The sequence below is a fragment of the Nonomuraea angiospora genome, from assembly GCF_014873145.1.
Classification (GTDB): Bacteria; Actinomycetota; Actinomycetes; order Streptosporangiales; family Streptosporangiaceae; genus Nonomuraea; species Nonomuraea angiospora.
This window is the reverse complement of record NZ_JADBEK010000001.1, coordinates 4943592-4965476: the sequence shown is the minus strand read 5'-3', so window position 1 is coordinate 4965476 and position 21885 is coordinate 4943592. Positions and strand designations below refer to the sequence as shown.

19 protein-coding genes and 1 tRNA gene are annotated in these 21885 nt (G+C 71.7%); 13 read left to right on the top strand and 7 right to left on the bottom strand.

Annotation, left to right across the window (positions count from 1 at the left end; all coding sequences use genetic code 11):
- Positions 1 to 34 precede the first annotated feature (34 nt).
- From proB to H4W80_RS22400, 4 genes are all read left to right on the top strand, one after another.
- Positions 35 to 1153: a glutamate 5-kinase gene (gene proB, locus H4W80_RS22415; protein WP_378526860.1), complete on the top strand. Its 1119-nt coding sequence runs from the start codon at positions 35 to 37 to the stop codon at positions 1151 to 1153.
- A gap of 156 nt (positions 1154 to 1309) precedes the next feature.
- Positions 1310 to 2584 (top strand): glutamate-5-semialdehyde dehydrogenase, encoded by a 1275-nt coding sequence (locus H4W80_RS22410; protein ID WP_192786890.1) that lies wholly within the window; start codon positions 1310 to 1312, stop codon positions 2582 to 2584.
- Between the two features lie 50 nt (positions 2585 to 2634).
- Positions 2635 to 2811, top strand: coding sequence for a hypothetical protein (locus H4W80_RS22405; RefSeq protein ID WP_192786889.1), 177 nt, complete (start codon positions 2635 to 2637; stop codon positions 2809 to 2811).
- A gap of 82 nt (positions 2812 to 2893) precedes the next feature.
- Positions 2894 to 4600 carry a serine/threonine-protein kinase gene (locus tag H4W80_RS22400; RefSeq protein WP_192786888.1) on the top strand — a complete coding sequence of 569 codons (1707 nt, stop codon included), beginning with the start codon at positions 2894 to 2896 and terminating at the stop codon, positions 4598 to 4600.
- Positions 4601 to 4711: 111 nt separating this feature from the next.
- On the opposite strand, the gene H4W80_RS22395 is transcribed toward H4W80_RS22400, so the two are convergent.
- A complete protein-coding gene (locus H4W80_RS22395; RefSeq protein WP_378526859.1) occupies positions 4712 to 5743 on the bottom strand; it encodes a M48 family metallopeptidase in 1032 nt (343 codons plus the stop codon).
- 87 nt (positions 5744 to 5830) lie between these two features.
- On the opposite strand from H4W80_RS22395, the gene nadD reads away from it, so the two are divergent.
- The 8 genes from nadD to H4W80_RS22355 all read left to right on the top strand — a co-directional run bounded on the left by nadD (position 5831) and on the right by H4W80_RS22355 (position 13134).
- Positions 5831 to 6448: a nicotinate-nucleotide adenylyltransferase gene (nadD, locus tag H4W80_RS22390; protein ID WP_192793669.1), complete on the top strand. Its 618-nt coding sequence runs from the start codon at positions 5831 to 5833 to the stop codon at positions 6446 to 6448.
- Between the two features lie 91 nt (positions 6449 to 6539).
- The gene (gene rsfS, locus H4W80_RS22385; protein WP_192786886.1) at positions 6540 to 6935 is read left to right on the top strand and encodes a ribosome silencing factor; all 396 of its coding nucleotides are present in this window, start codon (positions 6540 to 6542) and stop codon (positions 6933 to 6935) included.
- A 34-nt stretch (positions 6936 to 6969) separates the two neighbouring features.
- Positions 6970 to 7599, top strand: a complete 630-nt coding sequence (locus H4W80_RS22380; protein WP_192786885.1) for a histidine phosphatase family protein — start codon at positions 6970 to 6972, stop codon at positions 7597 to 7599.
- A 113-nt stretch (positions 7600 to 7712) separates the two neighbouring features.
- Positions 7713 to 7785: transfer RNA gene (locus H4W80_RS22375), tRNA-Ala, on the top strand.
- A 64-nt stretch (positions 7786 to 7849) separates the two neighbouring features.
- Entirely contained in the window at positions 7850 to 10312 is a 2463-nt protein-coding gene (locus H4W80_RS22370; protein ID WP_192786884.1) for a sensor histidine kinase, read from the top strand.
- Positions 10309 to 10989 (top strand): response regulator transcription factor, encoded by a 681-nt coding sequence (locus H4W80_RS22365; RefSeq protein ID WP_318787000.1) that lies wholly within the window; start codon positions 10309 to 10311, stop codon positions 10987 to 10989. The genes H4W80_RS22370 and H4W80_RS22365 overlap by 4 nt, the downstream gene beginning before the upstream one ends.
- Before the next feature lie 99 nt (positions 10990 to 11088).
- Positions 11089 to 12318: an alpha/beta fold hydrolase gene (locus H4W80_RS22360; RefSeq protein ID WP_192786883.1), complete on the top strand. Its 1230-nt coding sequence runs from the start codon at positions 11089 to 11091 to the stop codon at positions 12316 to 12318.
- Between the two features lie 33 nt (positions 12319 to 12351).
- Positions 12352 to 13134, top strand: coding sequence for a glycerophosphodiester phosphodiesterase (locus H4W80_RS22355; RefSeq protein ID WP_192786882.1), 783 nt, complete (start codon positions 12352 to 12354; stop codon positions 13132 to 13134).
- Between the two features lie 50 nt (positions 13135 to 13184).
- Here H4W80_RS22355 and H4W80_RS22350 read toward each other — a convergent pair whose 3' ends face one another.
- From H4W80_RS22350 to H4W80_RS22330, 5 genes are all read right to left on the bottom strand, one after another.
- The gene (locus tag H4W80_RS22350; protein WP_192786881.1) at positions 13185 to 14471 is read right to left on the bottom strand and encodes an HEXXH motif domain-containing protein; all 1287 of its coding nucleotides are present in this window, start codon (positions 14469 to 14471) and stop codon (positions 13185 to 13187) included.
- Positions 14468 to 15664, bottom strand: a complete 1197-nt coding sequence (locus tag H4W80_RS22345; protein ID WP_318786999.1) for an FxsB family cyclophane-forming radical SAM/SPASM peptide maturase — start codon at positions 15662 to 15664, stop codon at positions 14468 to 14470. Before H4W80_RS22345 ends, H4W80_RS22350 begins: the two co-directional genes overlap by 4 nt.
- 49 nt (positions 15665 to 15713) lie before the next feature.
- Positions 15714 to 17363 carry an nSTAND1 domain-containing NTPase gene (locus tag H4W80_RS22340; RefSeq protein ID WP_192786880.1) on the bottom strand — a complete coding sequence of 550 codons (1650 nt, stop codon included), beginning with the start codon at positions 17361 to 17363 and terminating at the stop codon, positions 15714 to 15716.
- The gene (locus tag H4W80_RS22335; RefSeq protein WP_192786879.1) at positions 17360 to 18271 is read right to left on the bottom strand and encodes an SIR2 family NAD-dependent protein deacylase; all 912 of its coding nucleotides are present in this window, start codon (positions 18269 to 18271) and stop codon (positions 17360 to 17362) included. The genes H4W80_RS22340 and H4W80_RS22335 overlap by 4 nt, the downstream gene beginning before the upstream one ends.
- A gap of 122 nt (positions 18272 to 18393) precedes the next feature.
- Positions 18394 to 18561 carry a hypothetical protein gene (locus H4W80_RS22330; protein ID WP_185078173.1) on the bottom strand — a complete coding sequence of 56 codons (168 nt, stop codon included), beginning with the start codon at positions 18559 to 18561 and terminating at the stop codon, positions 18394 to 18396.
- A 101-nt stretch (positions 18562 to 18662) separates the two neighbouring features.
- Between H4W80_RS22330 and fxsT the strand changes: the two genes are divergently transcribed.
- Positions 18663 to 21218, top strand: a complete 2556-nt coding sequence (fxsT, locus tag H4W80_RS22325) for an FxSxx-COOH system tetratricopeptide repeat protein (RefSeq protein ID WP_318786998.1) — start codon at positions 18663 to 18665, stop codon at positions 21216 to 21218.
- A gap of 13 nt (positions 21219 to 21231) precedes the next feature.
- On the opposite strand, the gene H4W80_RS22320 is transcribed toward fxsT, so the two are convergent.
- The gene (locus H4W80_RS22320) at positions 21232 to 21876 is read right to left on the bottom strand and encodes a 4'-phosphopantetheinyl transferase family protein (RefSeq protein ID WP_192786878.1); all 645 of its coding nucleotides are present in this window, start codon (positions 21874 to 21876) and stop codon (positions 21232 to 21234) included.
- Positions 21877 to 21885 lie beyond the last annotated feature (9 nt).

Here is a 21885-nt window from a genome sequence, read left to right as displayed (position 1 = left end):
GAAGGGCTCTCGGGGCTCGGATAGGCTGCCAGACGTGCGGGAACAGATCAGCTCAGCGTCGAAGGTCGTTGTCAAGGTCGGCTCCTCCTCGCTCACCACCCCCCAGGGCACGATCGACGTCGATCGGGTCGACGCCCTTGTGGACGTGCTGGCGGCGCGGCGCCGTACGGGGACCCAGATCGTCCTGGTCTCCTCCGGGGCGATCGCGGCGGGCCTCGGCCCGCTCGGGCTGACCGCGCGACCACGCGACCTGGCCACCCAGCAGGCGGCGGCGTCCGTCGGGCAGGGTGTGCTCGTCGCCCGCTACACCTCCTCCTTCGCCCGCTACTCCCTGCGCGTGGGCCAGGTGCTGCTGACCGCCGACGACATGATGCGGCGCGCCCACCACGCCAACGCCCAGCGCACGCTCGCGCGCCTGCTGGAGCTGGGCATCGTGCCCATCGTCAACGAGAACGACACCGTGGCCACCGACGAGATCCGCTTCGGCGACAACGACCGGCTGGCGGCCCTGGTGGCGCACCTGATCCACGCCGACGCGCTCGTGCTGCTGTCGGACGTCGACGCCCTGTACGACGGCCCGCCGAGCCGCAGCGGCTCCCAGCGCCTGTCGGAGATCCGCGGGCCGGAAGACCTGGTCGGCGTCGAGCTCGGGAAGAACGGCGCGGCGGTGGGCACCGGCGGCATGGTGACCAAGGTGCAGGCCGCCAGGATCGCCACGGGGGCGGGAGTTCCCGTGGTGCTCACGGCGGCCGCTCACGCCGCCCAGGCGCTCGGTGGAGCCGACGTCGGAACCTATTTCCACCCGGGGGGCCGCCACCCCGGCACGCGGCTGCTGTGGCTCGCGCACGCCACCACCGGGCGCGGCCGCCTCCACCTCGACCAGGGGGCGGTGGAGGCCATCGTGGGGCGGCGCAAGTCGCTGCTGCCCGCGGGGGTGACGTCCGTGGAGGGTGAGTTCGCGGCGGGCGATCCGGTGGATCTGTGCGGGCCTCAGGGGGGCGTGGTGGCTCGGGGGCTGGTCAACTTCGACGCCACCGAGATCCCGGGGCTGCTCGGCCGCTCCACCAGGGAGTTGGCGAGCGCCCTTGGTCCGGAATATGAGCGTGAGCTGATCCACCGTGACGACATCGTCATACTGGAAGCCCACAACTAGTCGTCCGGTCGGCGTGACGAGGGAAGAGCGGATCGTAGCCATGAGCGTGAGGGGCTCGTCCCGCTCTGGACTGAGGAGCGCAGGGAGCGGAGCGACCGGAGTGACGAGGGAAGAGCGGGACTCGGAGAGTCCCGAACAGCGGAGCGGAGCGTAGCCATGAGCGCAGAGTTCTTGAAGGTGGCCCAGGCGGCGCGAGAGGCGGCTGCCGAGCTGGCCCCGCTGCCGCGGGCGCCGAAGGACCGGGCGCTGCGTGCCGTGGCCGACGCCCTGGTCGCGCACGCGGCGGAGATCGTCGAGGCCAACGCCAAGGACGTCGATCAGGCCAGGGCGCAGGGCACTTCCGAGGCGATGATCGATCGGCTTCGGCTCGACGAGGCCAGGGTCGCCGCCATCGCCGAGGCGGTGCGCCAGGTGGCCGACCTGCCCGACCCGGTCGGCGAGGTCGTACGCGGCGGCACCCTGCCCAACGGCCTGGAGCTGCGCCAGCTCAGGGTGCCGCTCGGCGTCATCGGCATCATCTACGAGGGCCGCCCCAACGTCACCGTCGACGCCGCCGCGCTCTGCCTCAAGAGCGGCAACGCGGTGCTGCTGAGGGGCTCCTCCAGCGCCTACTCCTCCAACACGGCCCTGGTGAAGGTCATGCAGGACGCGCTGGAGGGCACCGAGGTGCCCGCCGGAGCCGTCCAGCTCGTGCCGGGGCAGACCCGCGACTCGGTCAAGGAGCTCATGCGCGCCCGCGGCCTGGTCGACGTGCTGATCCCGCGCGGCGGCGCCTCGCTGATCAACTCGGTGGTGGAGGAGTCCACGGTGCCGGTGATCGAGACCGGCGTCGGAAACTGCCACGTCTACGTGGACGCCGAGGCCGACGTCGACCTGGCCGTGCAGATCCTGGTCAACGCCAAGGCGCAGCGGCCGTCGGTGTGCAACGCGGCCGAGACGTTCCTCGTCCACGAGGACGTCGCCGCCGCTTTCGTCCCCCGGGCGCTGGCGGCGCTCGCCGAGGCGGGCGTGACCGTGCACGGTGACGACCGCATCGCCGGGTACGGCTCCGGCGTCGTGCCCGTCACCGAGGACGACTTCTACGCCGAATACCTCTCGCTCGACATCGCCGCCGCGGTCGTCGGCTCGCTGGAGGAGGCGGTGGCCCACATCAGGAAGTACGGCTCCGGCCACACCGACGCCATCGTCACCAGGTCGCAGCGGGCGGCGCGCAGGTTCGTGACGCTGGTCGACTCGGCGGCCGTGGCGGTCAACGCCTCGACGAGGTTCACCGACGGCGGGGAGTTCGGGTTCGGGGCGGAGATCGGCATCTCCACGCAGAAGCTCCACGCGCGCGGCCCGATGGGGCTGCCCGAGCTCACCTCCACCAAGTGGATCTACACCGGTGAGGGGCATTTGCGCACGTCAGAGGGCACGGTGGTGGCCGGTTGATCGGCGTGTCGGCCTGACCGGCGCAGCGGAGCGCAGGTTGACTGAGAGGCATGGAGATTGTCATCGCCCTCGTCTTCTCGGCGGTCGTGCTGTTCGGCGCCGACCGGCTGCTGCTCTGGCTCGAGAGCCGCGGACACGTCCACTGGCGCAGGAAGGGACGCAGGCAGCTGTCGGACGAGCCCACGGCCCGGCTCGACACCATGCTCTCGGATCACACTCGCCGATAATCCTTCGGCGTGCCTCAAGCGTCGACAGGCGTCCCAGCGCTAGGGTTAGGTCCCTTATGGGCGCGCCGGGCGGGGAGGGACGGTGAGCAAGCTCGGCAAAATCGGGCCGTACACCCTGGTCGAGCGGCTCGGTCGGGGCGGCATGGGCGAGGTCTACCTCGCGACCACCCGCCGGGGCGAGAGCGTCGCTCTCAAGGTCCTGCACGACCTGGCCGAGGATGAGACCTCCCGTGTCCGGCTGGAGCGCGAGGTCCGGGCGCTGCGCAGGGTCGAGAGCCCGTACGTGGCCAAGGTGCTCGACGCCGACCTGAGCTGTGCCCGCCCGTACCTGGTCATGGAGTACATCCAGGGCGCCACGCTCCTCGACCGCGTACGCCAGAGCGGCGCGCTCGACGTCGCCGACCTGGTGGACCTGGCGCAGGGCATCGCCGCGGCCCTGGCGATCATTCACGCGGCCGGGGTCGTGCACCGGGACCTCAAGCCGGGCAACATCATCATGGGCTCCGAGGGGCCCGTGCTCATCGACTTCGGCATCGCGCAGGTGCTCGACGCGACCCGGCTCACCATGACCGGCACGTTCCTCGGCACGCCCGGCTACACCGCGCCGGAGATCTTCGCCGACGAGCAGGTCGACTCGCCCGCCGACATACACGCCTGGGCGGCGACGGTGGCGTTCGCGGCGACGGGGCGGCCGGCGTTCGGGCGGGGGACGGCCGAGGCGCAGATGTACGCGGTGCTGAACGGGCAGGCCGACCTCAAGGGCGTGCCCGTGGAGCTGCTGCCGCTGGTACGCGCCGCGCTCAACAGGGAGCCCGGCAAGCGCCCCACGGCGGCGTTGCTGGCCGATCGGCTGTCGCGGCTGGCCAGAGCCACCAGCGCGGCCGAGCCGGAGACCGCCGCCGGGCCCTCGGAGGAGGCCAAGACGGGCCGCGCCACCCCCGAGGAGAAATCCGCCCGGAGTCGGGCGAACACCGACAGTAAGGTGCCCGCGCCGCGCACCCGGGCGAACCCCGACACGAAGGGCTCGGCCGTCCGCGCCGACGGCAAGGGCGCCGCGGCGCGCAGCCGTACCGGCACCGATGGGAAGGGCGCCGCGGTGCGCAGCCGCGCCGAGGTGCCCGCGCCGCGCGGGCGCACGGGCGCGGCGGACGGGAAGTCCGCTCTCGCGCGCTCCAAAATGACCGCCGCGCCGCGCCAGCGCGCGGCGGCGGCCGTGCGGAGCCGGCCTCAGGTGCGCAGGAAGGCCGGGCTCAGGGCGGAGTCGGCCACCACGCTGCCCGCGGGCAACGGCGCCCTGCTGATGCTGGCCGTGCTCGCCGTGCCGTGCGTGGTGACCTCGGTGATCTGGCCGATCGCCTCCATCGCCATCACCACGGTGTTCGTGGTGCTGACCAGGACGCTCTGGATGAGCCACTGGCTGGTCAGAAACCGCAGCTCGCGACGTACGCGGGTGGCGCTGCGCGTGCTGCTCTTCCCGGTCGCCCTGGTCGGGGCGGCCGCCACCGCCGGCGTGTGGCCGGGCGTGCCGGTCGCGCTGGCCTCGGGCGGCGCGCTCTGGGTGACCGGCGGCGGAGTGATCGACTCCGACTGGTGGCAGCAGCCCGCGCCCGTGACGGTGGCGGGCGTGGTGTTCGGGATGCTGTGCGGAGGCTTCGCCGGGCGCGAGATCGAGCGGATCGGGCATCGGCTGCCCGATCTGCGTCGGGAAGGGCTACGCGCACTGGCCGTGCTGGGCGGGTTCGTCGCCCTGTGCGCGGCCGCCGTGCGCGCCATCGCTCTCCTGCTCTGACCTGCCGCGCTCCAAGGCAGGCCGAAGCTTTGCCGCCGCTGTCCCTCGGCGGGGCCGCGGCGGTTTTCACGGCCGATCAAGCTGATCGGCCGCGTACGGCGGTGCGGCCGGTCAGCCCTGGCCGCCGTCGCGGCGCGAGAAGCGGTTGAAGATGCGCTCGCCCGCGTTGACCGCGCCCTCGGCCACGTCGCGCAGGACGCCGATGAACGGGTCCTGCGACTGGGACCAGGACGCGCGGTAGGACTCGGCCGCGGCCTTGATCTCGTCGGTCACTCGTGCGTTGGGGTCGTCCTCCCTGCGCGGGTAGTCCCCGCCGATGATGCGCTCGTACTCGCCGCTGCGCTGCCACTTGTCCAGCTCGGCCACGCGCACCACCGCGAACGGGTGGGTCGTGCCGAGCAGGTTGAGCACCTTGAGGAAGCCGTCGCGCAGGTCGCCCGCGGTGTCGTATTCCTGGTACTGCTCCAGGAACGCCTCGATGTTCATCTCGTGGGTGTAGTCGCCGCCGGCGAGCTTCATCAGCGCCCTCTTGGCCGCCTCGGGGTCCTGGCCGACGAGCAGGCCGCCGCGGTCGGAGGACAGCTCCGACTTGCGATACCACTCCTCCAGGCCCGCGACGATCGCGCGCAGGCCGATGTAGCCGAGCGGAATCCACGCGACGCGGGTGGCGAGGCGGGTGAGGATGTCGAGCATCGTCCGGTAGACCGCGTGTCCCGACAGGATGTGGGCGGTCTCGTGGCCGATGACGAAGCGCTGCTCCTCCTCGTTCATGAGGTTGAGCAGACCGGTGGTCACGACGATGAACGGGTCGTCGAAGCCGATGGCCTTGGCCTGGACCTGCGGATCCTGCTGGATGTAGATCTCGGGGATCCGGTGCAGGTCGAGCGTGTAGGCGGCGTCGCGGCCCATGTCGTAGACGGAGCGGAACTGGGTCTCGCTCACGCGCACGGCTGACGCCAGGTACATCAGGCGCAGGCGGCGCTCGCTGATGAGACCGGACATCTGCTTGAGAACCGTGTCGAACCCACTCAGCTTACGCAGAGCGACCAGGGCGGACCGGTCTGCGGGGTGTTCGTAGGCTCGGGACGAGATGCCGGGCAGTTGGACGCGGTTGCGGTCCGGGGTGGTCGTCATGCCCGGCATGCTACGTCCGCAACGGGAGCGATGCGCGGTCATCACCAAGGGGGGTGCCATCATGTTGTGGTACAAGGTCCGCGTAAGGTCCGTTTCATGATGAATGCTCCTGGTGTGCAGGGGAAGCGGCGAGTCGGAGTGATGGGTGGGACGTTCGATCCCATCCACCACGGCCACTTGGTGGCCGCCAGCGAGGTGGCCCACCACTTCGACCTGGACGAAGTCGTGTTCGTGCCGACCGGGCGGCCGTACCAGAAGGCCGAGCGCGAGGTGTCGGCCGCGGAGGACCGCTATCTGATGACGGTCATCGCGACCGCGTCCAATCCCCGGTTCTCGGTGAGCAGGGTGGACGTGGATCGCCCGGGGCCGACGTTCACCATCGATACTTTGCGTGATATTTCGGAAATTTACGGTCCTGGGGTTGAGCTGTACTTCATCACCGGCGCGGACGCTCTAGGCGCCATCCTGGACTGGCAGAACGCGGACGAGCTGTTCGAGCTGGCCCATTTCGTCGGTTGTACCCGTCCGGGGCACACGCTCCACGATCCCGGGCTGCCGGAGGGGCGGGTGACGTTGCTGGAAATTCCCGCACTGGCCATCTCGTCGTCCGAGTGCCGGCAACGTGTCGCCAAGGGTGAGCCGATTTGGTATCTGGTGCCGGACGGAATCGTCCAGTACATCAACAAGCGGGGGCTGTATCACGCGGAAGGATGACGGTCTCCGTGCCGTAGGTGAGGGGTTTCGGCCCGGAAGGGTACCCTCAACGTATAGGCATGCTGCCGACACAGGAGGACAGACCCGCATCGTGACCGCATCCGACAGATCCGTCCAGCTCGTGCGCATCGCTGCGGAAGCCGCGGCGGACAAGCTGGCCGATGACATCCTCGCATACGACGTGAGCGAACAGCTCGTCATCACCGACGCCTTCCTGCTCTGCTCCGCCACCAACGACCGCCAGGTACGCGCCATCGTCGACGAGATCGAGGAGCGGCTGCGCGCCGAGGCCGACGCCAAGCCCGTGCGCCGAGAGGGCGAGCGCGAGGGCCGCTGGGTGCTGCTCGACTACATCGACATCGTCGTGCACGTCCAGCACGAGGAAGACCGCACGTTCTACGCGCTCGAGCGCCTGTGGAAGGACTGCCCGGCCATCTCGCTGCCGGAGAGCGTCATGCAGGCCAACCTCCAGCGGGCACGCGCGTGAGCGGGCTCCTCCATCTCGAGCCCGAGCGTTCCGCATGAGCAAGAGGATCGTCTGCCTCCGGCACGGGCAGACCTTGTGGAACGTCGAGCAGCGATTTCAGGGGCACTCCGACATCCCCCTCGACGAGACCGGCATCGCGCAGGCCGCCAGGGCGGCGTCGTTGCTGGCCTCCCTGCGGCCCACCCTGATCGTCTCGTCCGATCTCCAGCGCGCCAACGACACGGCGCTGGCGCTCGCGCGGGTCGTCGGGCTGGACGTGAACGTGGACAAGGACCTCCGCGAGCGCGGGGGCGGCGAATGGGAAGGGCTCACGCGCGACGAGATCGCCTCGCGCTGGCCCGAGGAGTACGTGGCCTGGGAGGCGCCGGGTGGAGAGCCCGTCGCCGACGTGGCCACCAGAGTGGCCGGCGCCATGCGGCGCTGGGCGGCCAAGCTCGACGACGACGGCCTGCTGGTCGTGGCCTCCCACGGGGCCGCGCTGCGGCTCGGCATCTGCGAGCTGCTCGGGCTGCCCGAGCAGCTCTGGCCGGCGCTGGGCGGGCTGGGCAACTGCTCGTGGTCGGTGTTGCAGGAGGGGCGCAGGGGCTGGCGGTTGCTGGAGCACAACGCCGGGACGCTGCCCGAGCCCGTTCGCAGCGACGACCGGCCGGAGGCCGAGGCATAGCGAGTTCGTACGGCTCGGGGGCCGTACGACCGGCGCGCTCCGATTAGGCGAATGGGCGCGGATGGCTATATGCTCTCGGAGCGCCGCAACGGGTGGACTCGGAGCGGTGACCAGGGGCTATAGCGCAGTTGGTAGCGCGCCTCCATGGCATGGAGGAGGTCTGGGGTTCGAATCCCCATAGCTCCACAAGCATGACGAAGCCCGGCTTCCGCGATGGAGCCGGGCTTTTTGCTGTCTAGGCTTGGTCGCTGTGGGCGCCGGCAGACTGGGATGGCGGGAGATGCTGCTTCCGGGCGTCCTGGCCGTGGCGCAGATCCTGCTCTGGGCACCGCGCGTCCCAGGGGTCCTCCCGGCCGCGAGCACGGTGATCGCCTTCGCCGCCCTCAGCTGCCGCCGCCTCGCACCCGCCTGGGCCTTCGGCGGCACGCTGCCGGCGGCGGTGCTGGGCGTCGGCGCGGTCAGTGGCGCTCTGGTGGGGCCGGTGTGGGGTGTGGGCACGGTCGGTGGCGCTCTGGTGGAGCCGGTGTCGGTCGGTGGTGCTCTTGTGGAGCCGGTGTCGGTCGGTGGTGCTCTAGTGGGGCCGGTGTCCATGGATGGTGCTGTAGTGGGGCCCGTGGCGGGTGTGGGTGCGGTCGGGGGTGCTGTGGTGGCGTCGGTGGCGGTGCTGGTCGCCCTTCATTCGCTGGCCGTGCGCCGTACGGCCGGGCTCGCCGCGGCCGGGGGCCTCTGCGCCGTCCTGGTCGTGATCGGGGCGGCCCTTGCCGCCGGGGCGTCGGCGAGGACCGTCGCGGGACTCGCTCTCCAGGCCGCGGGCCTGGCGGCCGTCGTCTGGGTGATGGGACGGTCCCGGCGGCGCGGACAGGCCCGCCGGGCCGCTGCCGCCGCGTATCGCGCGCGCTCCGCGTCGGTGCCGCGCCTGGCCGCCGGTACGGAGCGGGCCCGGCTGATGGCGGAGCTGCACGACGTGGCCGCGCACCGGCTCACCGGAATCGTGGTGTCCGCTGCCGCCGCCACTCGCCTGCCTGACGCGGGGCTCGCCGTGGAGGCCGCCCGGCATGCCGCCGAAGCCGGGCGCCAGGCGGTGGCGGAGCTGGACCGCCTGGCCGAGGCGTCCGAACCCATGACGCTGGAGGACATCGACGCGCTCGTCTCCGAGCACGGGAACCTCGACCACCGGCGCACGTCCGCCGCCGTGCCGCCGCAGGTGGCTGACCTCGACCACCGGCGTATGGCCGTCCAGGTGGCCGAGCTCGACTACCGGCGTACGGCCGCCGCCGTCCCGCCGCAGGTCGCTGACCTCGACTACCGGCGTACGGCCGTCGCAGTGCCGCCGCAGGTCGCTGACCTCGCCTACCGGGTGGTCCGCGAGGCGCTGACGAATGCGATGCGTCACGCGGCGGGCGCCTCCCGGGTCCGGATCGACGCTCTGCCGGGAGAACTGGCCGTCACGGTCACCGACTCCGGCGGCACCCCGGCGGCGGCCGATCTGGGGACGGGGAACGGGCTCGCCGGACTGCGCTCGGCCGTGCGGAGCGCCGGCGGATCGCTGCGGGCCGGCCCCAAGGACGGCGGCTGGGAGGTGCGGGCCGTCCTCCCCATGCCCCCGCCGGAGGCCCCGTACGGCCTGACCGCCAGGCGCGGGGCCGGCTGGCGCGGCTCGTCGGCGCTCGACGGAGCCCTGGTCATCCTGGCGATCGCGCTCTCGCTGGGCGCGAACCTGCTGCCCGGTGACGACCTCGACCCGTTCGCCTCCACCGGCGCGGGCGTGCTCCTGGCGGTGTTGTTCGGCCTGCACGCGCTGCCCCTCTGGTGGCGCAGGAACGCCTCCCGCCGCAGCCTGGTGGTCGCGCTCGCCACCCTCATGGCGTGGCTGGGCCTGGACATCGCGGGCTGGCCGGGCCCGCCGCTCAGCGACGCGTTCCTGTGGTGCTGGTGGGTGGAGCTGGCCCTGGTCTACGCGATCGGCGCCTGCCGCGCGGGCGCCCGCGACTGGCTCGCGCCCGCCGCGGTGGCGGGGTGCGGCGGGCTGGCACTCGTGAGCGGCGACGGCATCACGGGTGATCGTCCGGCCGCCTGGCTGGTGCTGGCCGTGGGGCTGGCCCTGCCCGCCTGGGCGGCCTGGGCCTCGGGGAGGTTCGTGGCGGCACGCCGCCGGCGGCGCGGCACGGCGCTGGCCCGGGAGCGGGATCTGCTCGAACGGGACGCGGCCAGGGCGGCGACGGCCGAGCGCCGCCGGATCCTCGACGGCCTGCGCCGTACGGCCCGCCGGCACGCCCAGGGGGTGGTCGACGGAGCCGACGCCGGAGACCTGGCGGTCGTCCTGGCCGAGGCCAGGGCCGGGCTGGGCGCGTTGCGGGAGCTGCTGGCCCAGGCGCGGGAACGCGAGGTCAGCTACGACCCGCCACCGACCGTGGACGGCATCGCCGCGCTGGCGGCACGGCGCGGCGCCGCGGCCCGCTATGTGGGAGCCCGCCGGCCGCTGTCACCGGACGCCGAGGCCACCGCCTACGAGGTCGCCCGCGAACTGTTCACCGAGGGGACCGCCGTCACGGTGACCTTCCTCGACGGCGGGGTCATGGTGTCGGGCCGATCGCCGACCGGCCCGGTCGTCCGGCGACGGCTGCGCGCGCTCGCGGACGCCGCGGACGGTACGCTCACGATCGCCGACGACGGGGCGGCGCAGGTGTGGCTGCCGGAGGTGTTCTTGTCGTGATTCGGGTGATGGTGGCCGACGACCAGGCCGTGGTGCGCGCGGGGATCGCCGCCATCGTGGCCGCCGAGCCGGACCTGAGCGTGGTCGGCCAGGCCGCCGACGGCGCCGCCGCCGTGGACCTCGCGACCTCGCTGCGGCCCGACGTCGCGCTCATGGACATCCGGATGCCGGGCATGAACGGGCTGGACGCCACCACGAAGATCACCGCCGCGGTGCCCGCCACGCGGGTCATCGTCCTGACCACGTTCCACCTCGACGAGTACGTGTTCGCGGCCCTGCGCGCCGGCGCGGCCGGCTTCCTGCTCAAGGACACCGACCCCGACCGCGTCATCGACTCGATCCGCGTGGTCGCCGGCGGGGAGGCGCTGCTGGACCCCGCCGTGACCCGGCGGCTGCTCGACCATTTCGCCGCCGGACCCGGCCCGGCCGACGCCGGGCGGCTGTCCGTCCTCACCGCGCGCGAGCGGCAGGTGCTCCTGCGGGTGGCGCGCGGCCTGACCAACGCCGAGGCCGCCGCCGACCTCCGGATCAGCCCGGCCACCGTCAAGGACCACGTCGCCGCCGTCCTCGCCAAACTGGGGGTGCGGGACCGGGTCCAGGCGACCATCGTCGCCTACGAAACCGGCCTTGTGAGGCCGGGCGACAGCGGTGGCCGCGCCATCGCGCCTCCGCCGTGAGGCGGGGGGCGGCATCCGCCGGACAGCGTGGTTCCGGGAGGTCCAAGACGGTCCCGCAGGCCCAGGGAAGGGCGTTCTCCCGCTTCTAGCGTGAAATCCATGGCACGCACCTCGATCCGTCGCCTGCTCGGCGGCGTTCTCGTCTTCACCGCGGTGGTCGTGGCGTCGTTCGCCGGCGCCGCCGCCTTCCTCCTCACCGCGGCCGCCAGCACGGCCATCCCCGTCCTCGCGACCGCAGGGCTGGTGGTGATGGCCGGTACCGCCTTCCTGATCGGCCGGCCGGCGTTCACCCTGCTCGGCGCCCGGGGCCCCCGCAGGGCGGCGACGCTGACCGCGCTCGGCGCGACGGCCGCCCTGGCCGTGCTCGCATCCGTCACCGTCCTGCGACCGGGCCCGATCCCGCAGGCCGCGCCGGCCCCCGCGGGCGTCCGCTACTGGGAGCTGCCGACCGGCTCCCGCATCGCCTACGTCCACGCGCCCGCGACCGGCACGCCCCGCCCCACACCGGTGATCTTCCTGCACGGCGGCCCCGGCACTCCCGGCGAGGGCATCCCGGTCGGCGGCGAGGCCCTGGCCGCCGCCGGTTTCGATGTGTACTCCTACGACCAGGTCGGCGCCGGCCGCTCCACCCGGCTGCCGGACGTCACCGGCTACACGGTCGCCCGGCACGTCGCCGACCTCGAGGCCATCCGCCGCACCATCGGCGCGGACCGGCTCGTCATCGTCGGCCAGTCGTGGGGCGGCTCGCTCGCCGCCCAATACGTCGCGGCGCACCCCGATCGCGTCGCCAAGGTGGTCTTCACCGCGCCCGGGGCGCTGTGGCCGGGCTCCCGGCCCGACAGCGATTTCTCCCGGCGTCTCACCCCCGAGGAGCAACGACGCTACGACGAGCTCGCGGGCTCGCCCCGGATGCTCACCATGTCCATCCTGCTGGGCATCAACCCCAACGCCGCGCATGCCCTGATGGGCGATCGCGAGGCCGACGCGCGCTTCCACGAGCTCGCGCTGGTGGGCCGCAACACCGGCTCGTGCCCTGGCGCGCCCGTACGGGAGCCGCACGGCAACCGCCAGGGCTTCTACGTCAACCAGATCACCAGCGAGGACTTCCTCCGGGTGCCCGACCCCCGCCCCAAGCTGCGCCACGTCCGGGTGCCGGTGCTGATCATGCGTGGCTCCTGCGACTTCATCCCCGTCGAAGGCGCCGACGAGTACCGGCGCACGTTCCCCGACGCCACGCTGGTGCCCGTGGCGAACGCGGGTCACTCCATCGCCGGAGACCAGCCGGACGCCTACACCCGCCTCCTGCGGACCTTCCTGACCGAGCGATAGTGTGCGGGAAAACAAGATCGAAAGGTATGGACCTTGGCAGCCTCCCTCGCCGCTTTAGCGCTCGCCTCGTTGCTCACCGCCCCGTCCTCCGCCCTGCCCACGTGCCCGCTGATCTTCGCGCACGGCGGCTACCCCACGGGCGCCAACGCCTGGGAGCGGGACCAGGTGCGTCAGCCCAACAACCCCACGGCCATCCGCCGCTACCAGTCCTGGGGCGCGTCGGGCGTCGAGGCCGACCTGCAGCTCACCAAGGACGGCACCAAGGCCGTCATGTGGCACAACACCTCTACCTGGGGCCTGACGGGCACGAAGAAGAACATCACCGACATCTGGTGGGCGGCCGGCGACACCGCGCTCAAGGGCCGGACCATCAACCGCGGCGTCTTCCAGGGCGAGACCGTCTACACCTTCCGCGAGTGGCTGTCCGCGATGAAGAGCGCCGGCATGATCGGGCTGGTCGAGATCAAGCCGGAGGCCCGGCAGTCGCTGCTCAGCTCCGACGCCGCGATCAAGGCGCGGGCCTGGGCCGAGGTGCTCGACCCCGTCAAGGAGCGCTACCAGTCGCAGGAGATCATCCTGTACTCCCACAACAGCGAGATCGCGGCCGAGCTGAGGAGCCGGGTGAGCGCCGCGGGCATGAGCAAGGTGCTGAGCGGCGGGCCCATCTGGCCGGAGGTCACCAAGTGGGAAGAGCCGCCTCCCTCGTGGACGCTGAACGAGAGCGCCTGGCAGGGGGCGCTCGATCGCGGCGCCAAGCGGGTGGCCACCGACTACACGTCCCAGTTCAACGCGTGGCTGAAGGGGAAGTGCCAGTGACCCGGTGACGCGACCGGCCGTCTGCGGACCTGCCGGCGGGGCCGGGTCGATCAGTTGAGGTCGCCGTTGCGGGCCCGCCAGCGGGCCCGGTGGCGCTCGGCGGCGTCCTCGGCCAGGGCCGTCGCCGCGGCGGGCACCGGCTCGCCGGCCCAGGAGCCGAGCCGGCTGCCCATCCGGCCCACGAAGGCCACCCCGTGCTCGGTCAGCCGGCCGCTGCTCAGGAGGGTGCGGGTGACCAGGTGGGCCGCCGCCCGCCAGCGGGCGAACTCGGCGCCCGCGCGGATCTCGTCCTCGCCCGTCTCGTGCCGCATCTGCCGCCGCCAGAAGTCCGTCACGCCCAGGTATGCGTACGCGCCCTGGAGCAGTCCCCCGGCGGGCCTGGGGTCCTCGCGCCAGGGCGCGTAGTAGCGCGAGCCGTCGTCCGGCTCGGTCAGCGGCACGATGTCGAGCAGGGCCGAGAGCTTGGCGTGCTGGGCCTCGTGGGTGAGGGTCTCGGCCAGCGTGCGGGGGTCCGACGGGTCGGAGAGGGCTATGCAGCCGTAGGCGTCGCGCGAGGAGGCGCTGGACGAGCCCGTCGAGGGAGCGGTCAGCGGCGTGAGGACCGTGATGCCGGCCGACACCTCCTCGGCGACCGGCTCGTGGTGGCTCACCAGGAGCCGCCAGGACTCGTCCAGGAGGCGCTGCCAGCGGGCCGCCTCCGCGTCCGTGAGCCGCCCGTGCAGGTCGCTCGCCCCCGGCAGCCGGTGCGGGTCGAGGTCGTCGATGAGCACGTTGAGCCGCCTGCCGCCGGACTCGGCCGAGAGGGCCCGCAGCCGCTGCCAGCCGGGGGCGTCGTCGCGGATCTCGACCACCAGGTCGCCCGCGCTCACCTCCGCGCCCTCCGGCCAGCAGTGCACGGTCGCCATGGTCACGCCGTCGGGGAAGGCGACCTGCCCCAGCGACGGCAGCATGGCCCTGCCGGCGATGACCGGGACGTCCACCTCGCACGTCGTGCGGGCGTGGATGGCCGCCGCCGCGGCCAGGGCGGCCAGCTGCTCCGGCGAGCGCCGGGAGCGGACCGCGTGGCGGGCCCAGGCGCCCACGGACGGGTGCTGCAGGACCCTGCCGACCGCCTCCGGGTGGCTCGTCTGGAGCGTTGCGAGCAGGTCGTAGGCCCGCCGCGTCCGCGCCCAGGAGGTGTGGCCCAGCTCGCGGGCCACGTCCAGGACACCCCTGATGAGCAGCAGGTGCTTGCTGTACTGGGCGGCCTTGAGCCGCCGCACGGCGCCGCCGCCTCCGCCGCCGTCGGCGAGGGCGTCGAACGCGTCCGCCGGGATCCGGTGGTCAGTGAGGTTCATAGGGGATCCTTCGTACGGCGACGGATGTCGGCCTGCACGGTGCGGCCGACGTGCTTGATCAGGTGCAGCAGGTCCGCGCAGTAGACCGAGGGGTTGTGGAAGCCGTCGCCCGCTCTGTAGCGGTGGGCGAACAGGCCGCCACCGCAGATCATGCCCACCTCGCACGCGGCGCACTCCGGCGCGGGGTCGAGGCGGGCGATCTGGCGGGCGGCGGTGAAGGGGTGGAGCAGGAGGTCGTCGAAGGAGTCGCGGGACACGTGCAGCCCGGTGCTCCCGGCGCCCTCGAACGCCGACTTGAGCAGGTCGGACTGCTCGATCTCGCCGTCGGTCTCGATCACGATCATGGCCGCGGGCGAGAGGCCGATCTGCTCGGTGGCCGACTCCCCGCCGAGGAGCAGATGGATGATCTCGTCGAACAGCCGGACGCGGGTGGCGTGGGACGGCGTGGTGTACCACCGGTCGAAGACCGTCGCCAGCCAGGTCGCGTACGGGGTGTCCGGTGAGCCCGGGACCCTGCCGGGCGGCGGCTCGGTCCAGTTGCCGTGGGGGAGCAGGAAGTCGATCAGCGGCGGGTCGAAGCCCAGGAGGGCGGTGTAGGTGCCCAGCGGGTCGTTGCGGAGGTCGACGGTGCACAGCAGCCCGTGGAACAGGTGCCGGAAGTCCTCGGACGTGAGGAGCTCCAGCGCGGCGGCCACCCGGTGGTAGCTGCCGCGGCCGTCGGCGGTGCGGCGGGAGCGGTCGTGGTCGGCCTGCCCGCCGTCGAGGCTGACCCCGACGCCGATCTCCAGCTCGTCGAAGAGCCGCAGGAAGCGGGTGTCGAGGAGCGTCGCGTTGGTCTGCACGCTGACGTCCACGCGGACCGGCACGGCGGACCTGACGAGCCCCACGAGGTCGCGGATCTCGTCGTGGCCGGCCAGGAGCGGCTCCCCGCCGTGCAGGATCACGTCGACGCCGTCGAGATCGTGTGCCTTGGCGTGTTCGGCGATCCTGGCCGCGGTGGCCTCGACCGTTTCCCGAGACATACGTTTTGGGCGAAATCTCCAGCTTTGATCCGCCATTTCGTACATGTAGCAATATGTGCATGACAAATCACATCTGCTATGTACTTTCAGGATGAACTGCCGGAACGGCGTCGGCCGCCAGCCGCGGGCCAGCAGCGCGTCGACGTCCAATGTCGCTGGCCACTCTGACACCGCGGATCAGCCTCCACATTGAGACTTGCGAGGTGCCCAGCATATGACGTCATTCTGATAGTCGAAGCATCTCGTTCGCCCTGTCGAGCGCCTCGTCGGTGAGCAGGGGAAAGATGCCGTGAACCACGGCCGCGGCGGCCCGGGGAGTGCCCGAACGGTGAAATGCCTCCGCTAGTGCCATTTGTGCGGCTATGTCATTTGGTGCGAGGGTCACTGCCGCGTTGATCTGCTCGATCGCTCTGTTGAGATCCCCGTGGGCCAGGTGCCAGCGGCCGTCGATGGTGAGCGCGCGGGCGACGCCGTCGAAGCGGCCGCGCTCGGCGTACAGGCTCACCGCCTCCTCGCAGTAGCGGCGTACCTGCTTGACGTCGCCCTGGGCGAGCGCCGCGTCGGCGTGGATCTCGGCGACCTCGGCGCGCACCCAGGAGTCGTCGGGCTCGGCCGCGTGCCTGGCCTCGTCGGCGAGCCGGGCGGCGAGCGGCCAGTTGCGCTGGGCCCGCGCCGTGCGGGCCGCCTCCAGGTACGTCGAGGGCGAGCCGCGGTGCGAGACCGGGCCGATGAGCCGGTCGTGGGCCAGCTCGTACCAGCGGCTGCCCATGCGGTGCTCGCCGCGCAGGATGTGCCGGTCCTCCAGGGCGCGGGCCACGGCGTTGGGCATGCCCGTGGTCTGCTCGATGCCCTCGTACGCGATGTTGCGGGTGCCGTGGTCGGTGATGAACGTACGGCGCAGCCAGAGCAGCAGCTCCCCGACGGGGACGTCGAACTCGCGCGCCACCTCCCCGACCGCGCGCTTGAAGAAGTCGAACAGGAACTCCTCCACCACCGCGTAGACCCGCACGTGCTCCTCGCCGATCTCCGTCACCTCGTCGGGCAGCGAGTCCCACAGCGCGGAGCAGACCACCTGGAGCTGGACGGGCTCCACCAGCTCCAGCTCGACGGTGGACGGGTTGCCCCACGCGTCCTTGACGGTGGCCGAACGCAGCTCGCCGACCAGGAGCCGGGTGGCGGCGCGGGTGATGGTCCTGGAGGTGCGCTCCAGCGGCCGCTCCACGGCCTGCCTCGCCTCCTCGGGGGAGAGCGGCTGCAGGTGGAAGCGGGCCCGCGAGCCCTGGCCGAACGGGCGCTCGTAGGGCAGCACGAGGAACAGGTACTCCTCGCGCAGCGACAGCAGGAGGTGCAGGCCGGGGTGGTCGCGCATGGCCCGTACGAGCTGGTCGACGAGCTCCTTGCGGTCGCGCTGGCGGGCCAGGTCGCTGTGGAACAGGGTCTCCGCCTGGTCGATGGCGGCCAGGACGGGCAGCGGGTCGCCGTACTCGTCCTCGCGCCCGGGGCGCTCGGCAAGGAATCGCGTGACGGTCAGGCCCGCCAGCGAGCCGGGCGAGGCGTCCGGCGCCCAGGCCGACAGCAGCGCCATGACGTACGGGTTGCCGCCCGCGATGGGGAGCGGGGTGTGCGGCGAGATCCTGGCGACGGGCAGCACGTCGGCCCGCTCCCGGTCGATCCTGGGCAGCACGCCCGCGTTGAGCAGCGAGGTCTTGCCCACGCCGGAGGCGCCGTAGAGCACGGTCAGCCCGGCCGCCCGCCAGAGCGTGGCGATCTCCCGCGACTCCTGCTCCCTTCCGTGGAACAGGTCGCTGTCGGCACGGCCGAAGGGGCGCAGCCCGACGTACGGCCGGCCGGCCGGATCGGTCACGGTCATAGCGGCGTCCTCGCATTCCAGTCGAGCAGTTCCTTGAAGAACGCGGACGTGGTGCCGACGTAGATCGAGATCTTCAGGTCGGCGTAATAGCTCTTCAGGTATTCGGCGGCCAGATTCTCCGCGTCGGTCAGCGACGTGTTCAGCTCCGGCAGGAGTTGCACGCTGATATGCCGGCGCTGCCGGGTGGAGGGAATGGATTTGATCAGGCCGTGGAAGAGCACCCGGAAGTTCCAGTCCTGGAGGCTGTAGCCGAGAAAGAGCAGCGGGCTCGAGGTCATGGCGTCGAGCACCGGCTCGGGAATCGGGAGGAGCTGGCGGCCGTTCGCGTCGTCGACGTCGCGCAGGTTGAGGAGATACTGCACATAATCGTTCTCGGTCAGCACGATGGAGGAGGGGTCGTCCCAGTTCCCGTGCAGATGGTAGATCAGCGGGTGGTCGGGATCGGGGTCGGGCACGACGGCCCGCTTCGTCGGCTCCCACCACGTCGACCTGCACACGTTCGGGGTGCGCGGACCTTTGCGGCAGTGCTGTAAGGCCTGCAGCATGAAGTCGTCGTAGTTGGTGGTGAGAAAAGTCTTGATCGGGAACTCGGCCAGCACCGTGTGCGGGTCGAGCGGATCGGTGGCGGCCGCCGCGTACTGTTTCAGGTATGCGCAGACTTCCACTTTGAGATCGGTGGGATCGTTATGCACGTGAGCCGCGTACTGCATCACGTGCGCGAGATTTCCGTGGTCGGCGAACGGAAAGCCGTACTCCTTCGCGAAGTGCTTGCTGAGCTCCTTGCCGGTCGGAAGTCGCCCATAGCAGGCGCCCGCCCCGAGAAGCGGGGTGCAGTCGCCTCTGCGGAGCTGTCTGACCAATCGCACCCAGTCCGCTTCGTTCACGCGCCACCCCACCGGCAGGACCATTCTTGTGCTGAGGAGTATATGACCCGGGACGGATGGAAATATGTGAATGTTTTCGGGCTGGCCTAAATGTGGGGGAAGTGTCGGCCCGCAGGTCAGGCGTGGCGGCCGACCCGCGGGCTGCCTCAGATGGAAGACTGGAATTTGGCCACGGGCGTCACGCCGGTCTCGTCGAGAAGGCGGTCTATGGCGTCCTTCAGCCGGGAGTCGTCGATGTCTTTGAGCTCCTCCAGGGTGCGCCCGCTGACATCAATGAGACCACCGCCGTACCCCTGCACTGCTTCCTTGTTCATCGCTCTCCCTGGACCTGATGGATCTAGCGGATCCTATCTATCTCTGGCTTCAATATGCTGTCTATGCTTGATGTGACGACCGGCCGACTCAAGGCGATATCGTGACAAATTCGCACTCGCAACACGATTCTGCCCATGCACCGTCCGTATGGGGCAAAGTTCCCCAGCGGAACAAGAACTTCACGGGTCGGGACGACCTCATCGAGAAGCTGCGTACGGGGCTCCAGTCCAAGGTCACCGCCGTCCTCCCCCAGGCACAGGACCAGTCTCAGCCTGCGCCGCACGCTCTGCAAGGACTCGGCGGCGTGGGCAAGTCGCAGCTCGCGATCGAGTACGCCCACCGCTTCAGGCACGCCTACGACCTGGTGTGGTGGGTGCCGGCGGCGCAGACGATGCTGGTGAAGTCGTCGCTGGCCGGGCTGGCCCGGGAGTTGCACCTCAAGGTCGGTCCCCACAGCGTCGAGGACGCGGCCGAGGCCGCGCTGGACGCGCTGCGGCGCGGCGAGCCGTACCGGAACTGGCTGTTGATCTTCGACAATGCCGAGAACCTGGAGATCAACGACATCGTCCCGCGCGGCCCCGGCCACGTGCTGATCACCTCGCGCAACCACAGCTGGCAGGGCGTCGTCGACACCCTGCCCGTGGACGTTTTCGAGCGCGAGGAGAGCGTCACGTTCCTGGTCAGGCGGGTGGGGCGGGCGCTCGGCCGCGAGCAGGCCGACCGGCTGGCCGAGGCGCTCGGCGACCTGCCGCTGGCCCTGGAGCAGGCGGGCGCGCTGCAGGCCGAGTCGGGCATGTCGGCCGAGGAATATCTGCGGCTGCTGAAGCGGCAGACGACCCGGCTCCTGGGCGCCAACAAGCCGTCCGACTACCCGCTGTCGATGACGGCGGCGTGGGCCACCTCGGTGTCGCAGCTCAAGGCCAGGCTGCCCGACGCGGTCGAGCTGCTGCGCTGCTTCGCGTTCTTCGGGCCCGAGCCGATCCCGCGGGACCTGCTGGACGAGCTGCCCGAGGCGTACGCGGCCGGATCCAAGATCGCCGGCCTGCTGGCCGACCCGATCCAGCTCAGCCAGGTCATCCGGGAGCTGGGCAGGTACGCCCTGGTGCGGATCGACTCGGAGAGCCGTACGGTCCAGGTCCACCGGCTGGTCCAGGCGCTGCTGCGCGACGAGCTCGACGGCGACGAGGCCGACGCCTTCCGCCGCGAGGTCCACCTCCTGCTGTCGGCCTCGGTGGCCGGCTACGAGCCCGACGACACCTCGGCCTGGCCCCGCTACGCCAACCTCCTCGGCCACATCACCACGGCCGACGTCAAGGGCAGCCGCGACCCCAACGTCCGCAAGTTCGCCCTCAGCATCATCCGCTATGTCTACACCTCGGGCGACTTCGCCTCGGCCCGCGAGCTGGTGCAGGAGTTCCTGGAGGCCTGGCGGGTGGACAGCGGCGAGGACGACCGGGACGTGCTCACCGCCCAGCGCCACTACGCGATCATCATCCGCGAGCTGGGCGCCATCGACGAGTCGTTCGAGCTGAACAAGGCCCTCATGGAGCGGATGCGGCGCGTGCTCGGCGAGGGCGACGAGGAGACCCTGCTGCTCACCAACAGCCACGGCGCCGACCTGCGCTACCGCGGCGACTTCGCGGAGGCGCGCGAGCACGACCGGGAGTCGCTGAGCAGGCACGAGGCGGTCTTCGGCCGTGCCCACCGCCGCACCCTGCGCGCCATGAACAACCTCGCCCTCGACCACCTGCTGCTGGGCGACTACCAGGAGGCGCAGACGCTGCAGGCGCGCGTGCTCAAGCTGCAGCGCCAGGCCGGGTCCGGGGCGAGCCGCGCCAACGTGCTCGCCTCCATGAACAACCTCGCCCGCGTCGTACGCCTCCAGGGCCGCTACCGCGAGGCGTGCGACCTCGGCCAGGACGCCTACGACTTCGGCCTCCAGGAGCTGGGCCAGGAGCACCCCTGGACGATGCGCAGCGCCAAGGACCTGTCGATCGCCAAACGCCGGGCGGGCCTCATCGAAGAGGCGCTCGAGCTCGCCGATCGCACCTTCGAGCTGCAGAAACGCGGCACCAGCATCGACCACCCCGACACCCTCGCCGCCGCCCTGTGCCTGGCCAACGCCCAGCGGGCCGCCGACCAGGTGGACGACTCGCTGCGGCTGCTGCGCGACATCGTCTCCAGGTTCGCCAGCATGTACGGCGACGACCACCCGTTCAAGTACGGCTGCGACAGCAACTTCGCCCTGCTGCTGCGCGTGAGCGGCAGCAAGGAGCAGGCCAGGGAGATCGACGAGGCGGCGCTGGCCGGGTTCGACCGGCGGCTCACGCGCCAGCACTACTTCTCCCTGACCTGCGCCATCAACCTCGCCAGCGACCTGGCCGAGGTGGGGTTGCACGAGGAGGCGCGGGTGCTCGGGCAGGAGACCCTGCGCGACCTGCGCGCCCTGTTCGGCGACGACCACCCGGTGACGCTGGCCGCCGGGGCCAACCTCGTCGGCGACCTGCTCGCCACGGGGGCCGCGGAGGAGGCGGCGGCGCTGCGGGAGGACGTGCTGGACCGCTACGACCGGGTGCTCGGCCCCAACCACCCCGACGTGCTGGTGTCCCGCCAGGGCAACCGCCTGGACTTCGACTTCGACCCGCCCGTCCTCTGACCGCGGCCCGGGGCTAGGCGGAGGGGGCGGGGACCGCTATCGCCGTCAGGATCAGGCCGCCCCTCACCAGCCAGCGGCCCTCGAAGCGGGCCGGCCGGCCCGGGCCATGGACCGCGATCTCGGCGGCGAACGTCCCGAACCCGGCCAGCGGGGGCGTGAAGGTCACTGTGGCGTCCAGGAAGCCGAGCCAGCGGCCCGTCAGCGGGTACCACGCCTTGTAGATCGCTTCCTTGGCGCTGAACAGCAGCCGGCCCGGGTCCGGGAGGCCCAGGAGGTCCAGGGCGGCGGCCTCCGCCGGGGTCGCGGTTCGTTCCAGGACGCCGCGCGGCATCGGGAGATGCGGTTCGGCGTCGATGCCGATCGACAGGGCGCCGTGCGCCACCGCCGCCGCCCGGTAGCCCGCGCAGTGCGTGATGCTGCCCACGACCCCGGGCGGCCAGGCAGGGGCGCCGCGGTCGCCGCGGAGGATGGGGCGGGGGGCCACGCCGAGCTGCCGTAGTGCCAGGTGGGCGCAGTGGCGGGACGTGCGGAACTCGTGCCGCCGCTTTTCCGCCGAGTCCGAAACGAGCGCTTCCTCCTCCGGGAAGAGCGTGATGCCCGGCGGGTCGCCGAAGCGCTCGGCGGTGGCGACCCACGGGGGCATGATCTCATCGAGCATGGTGAACGC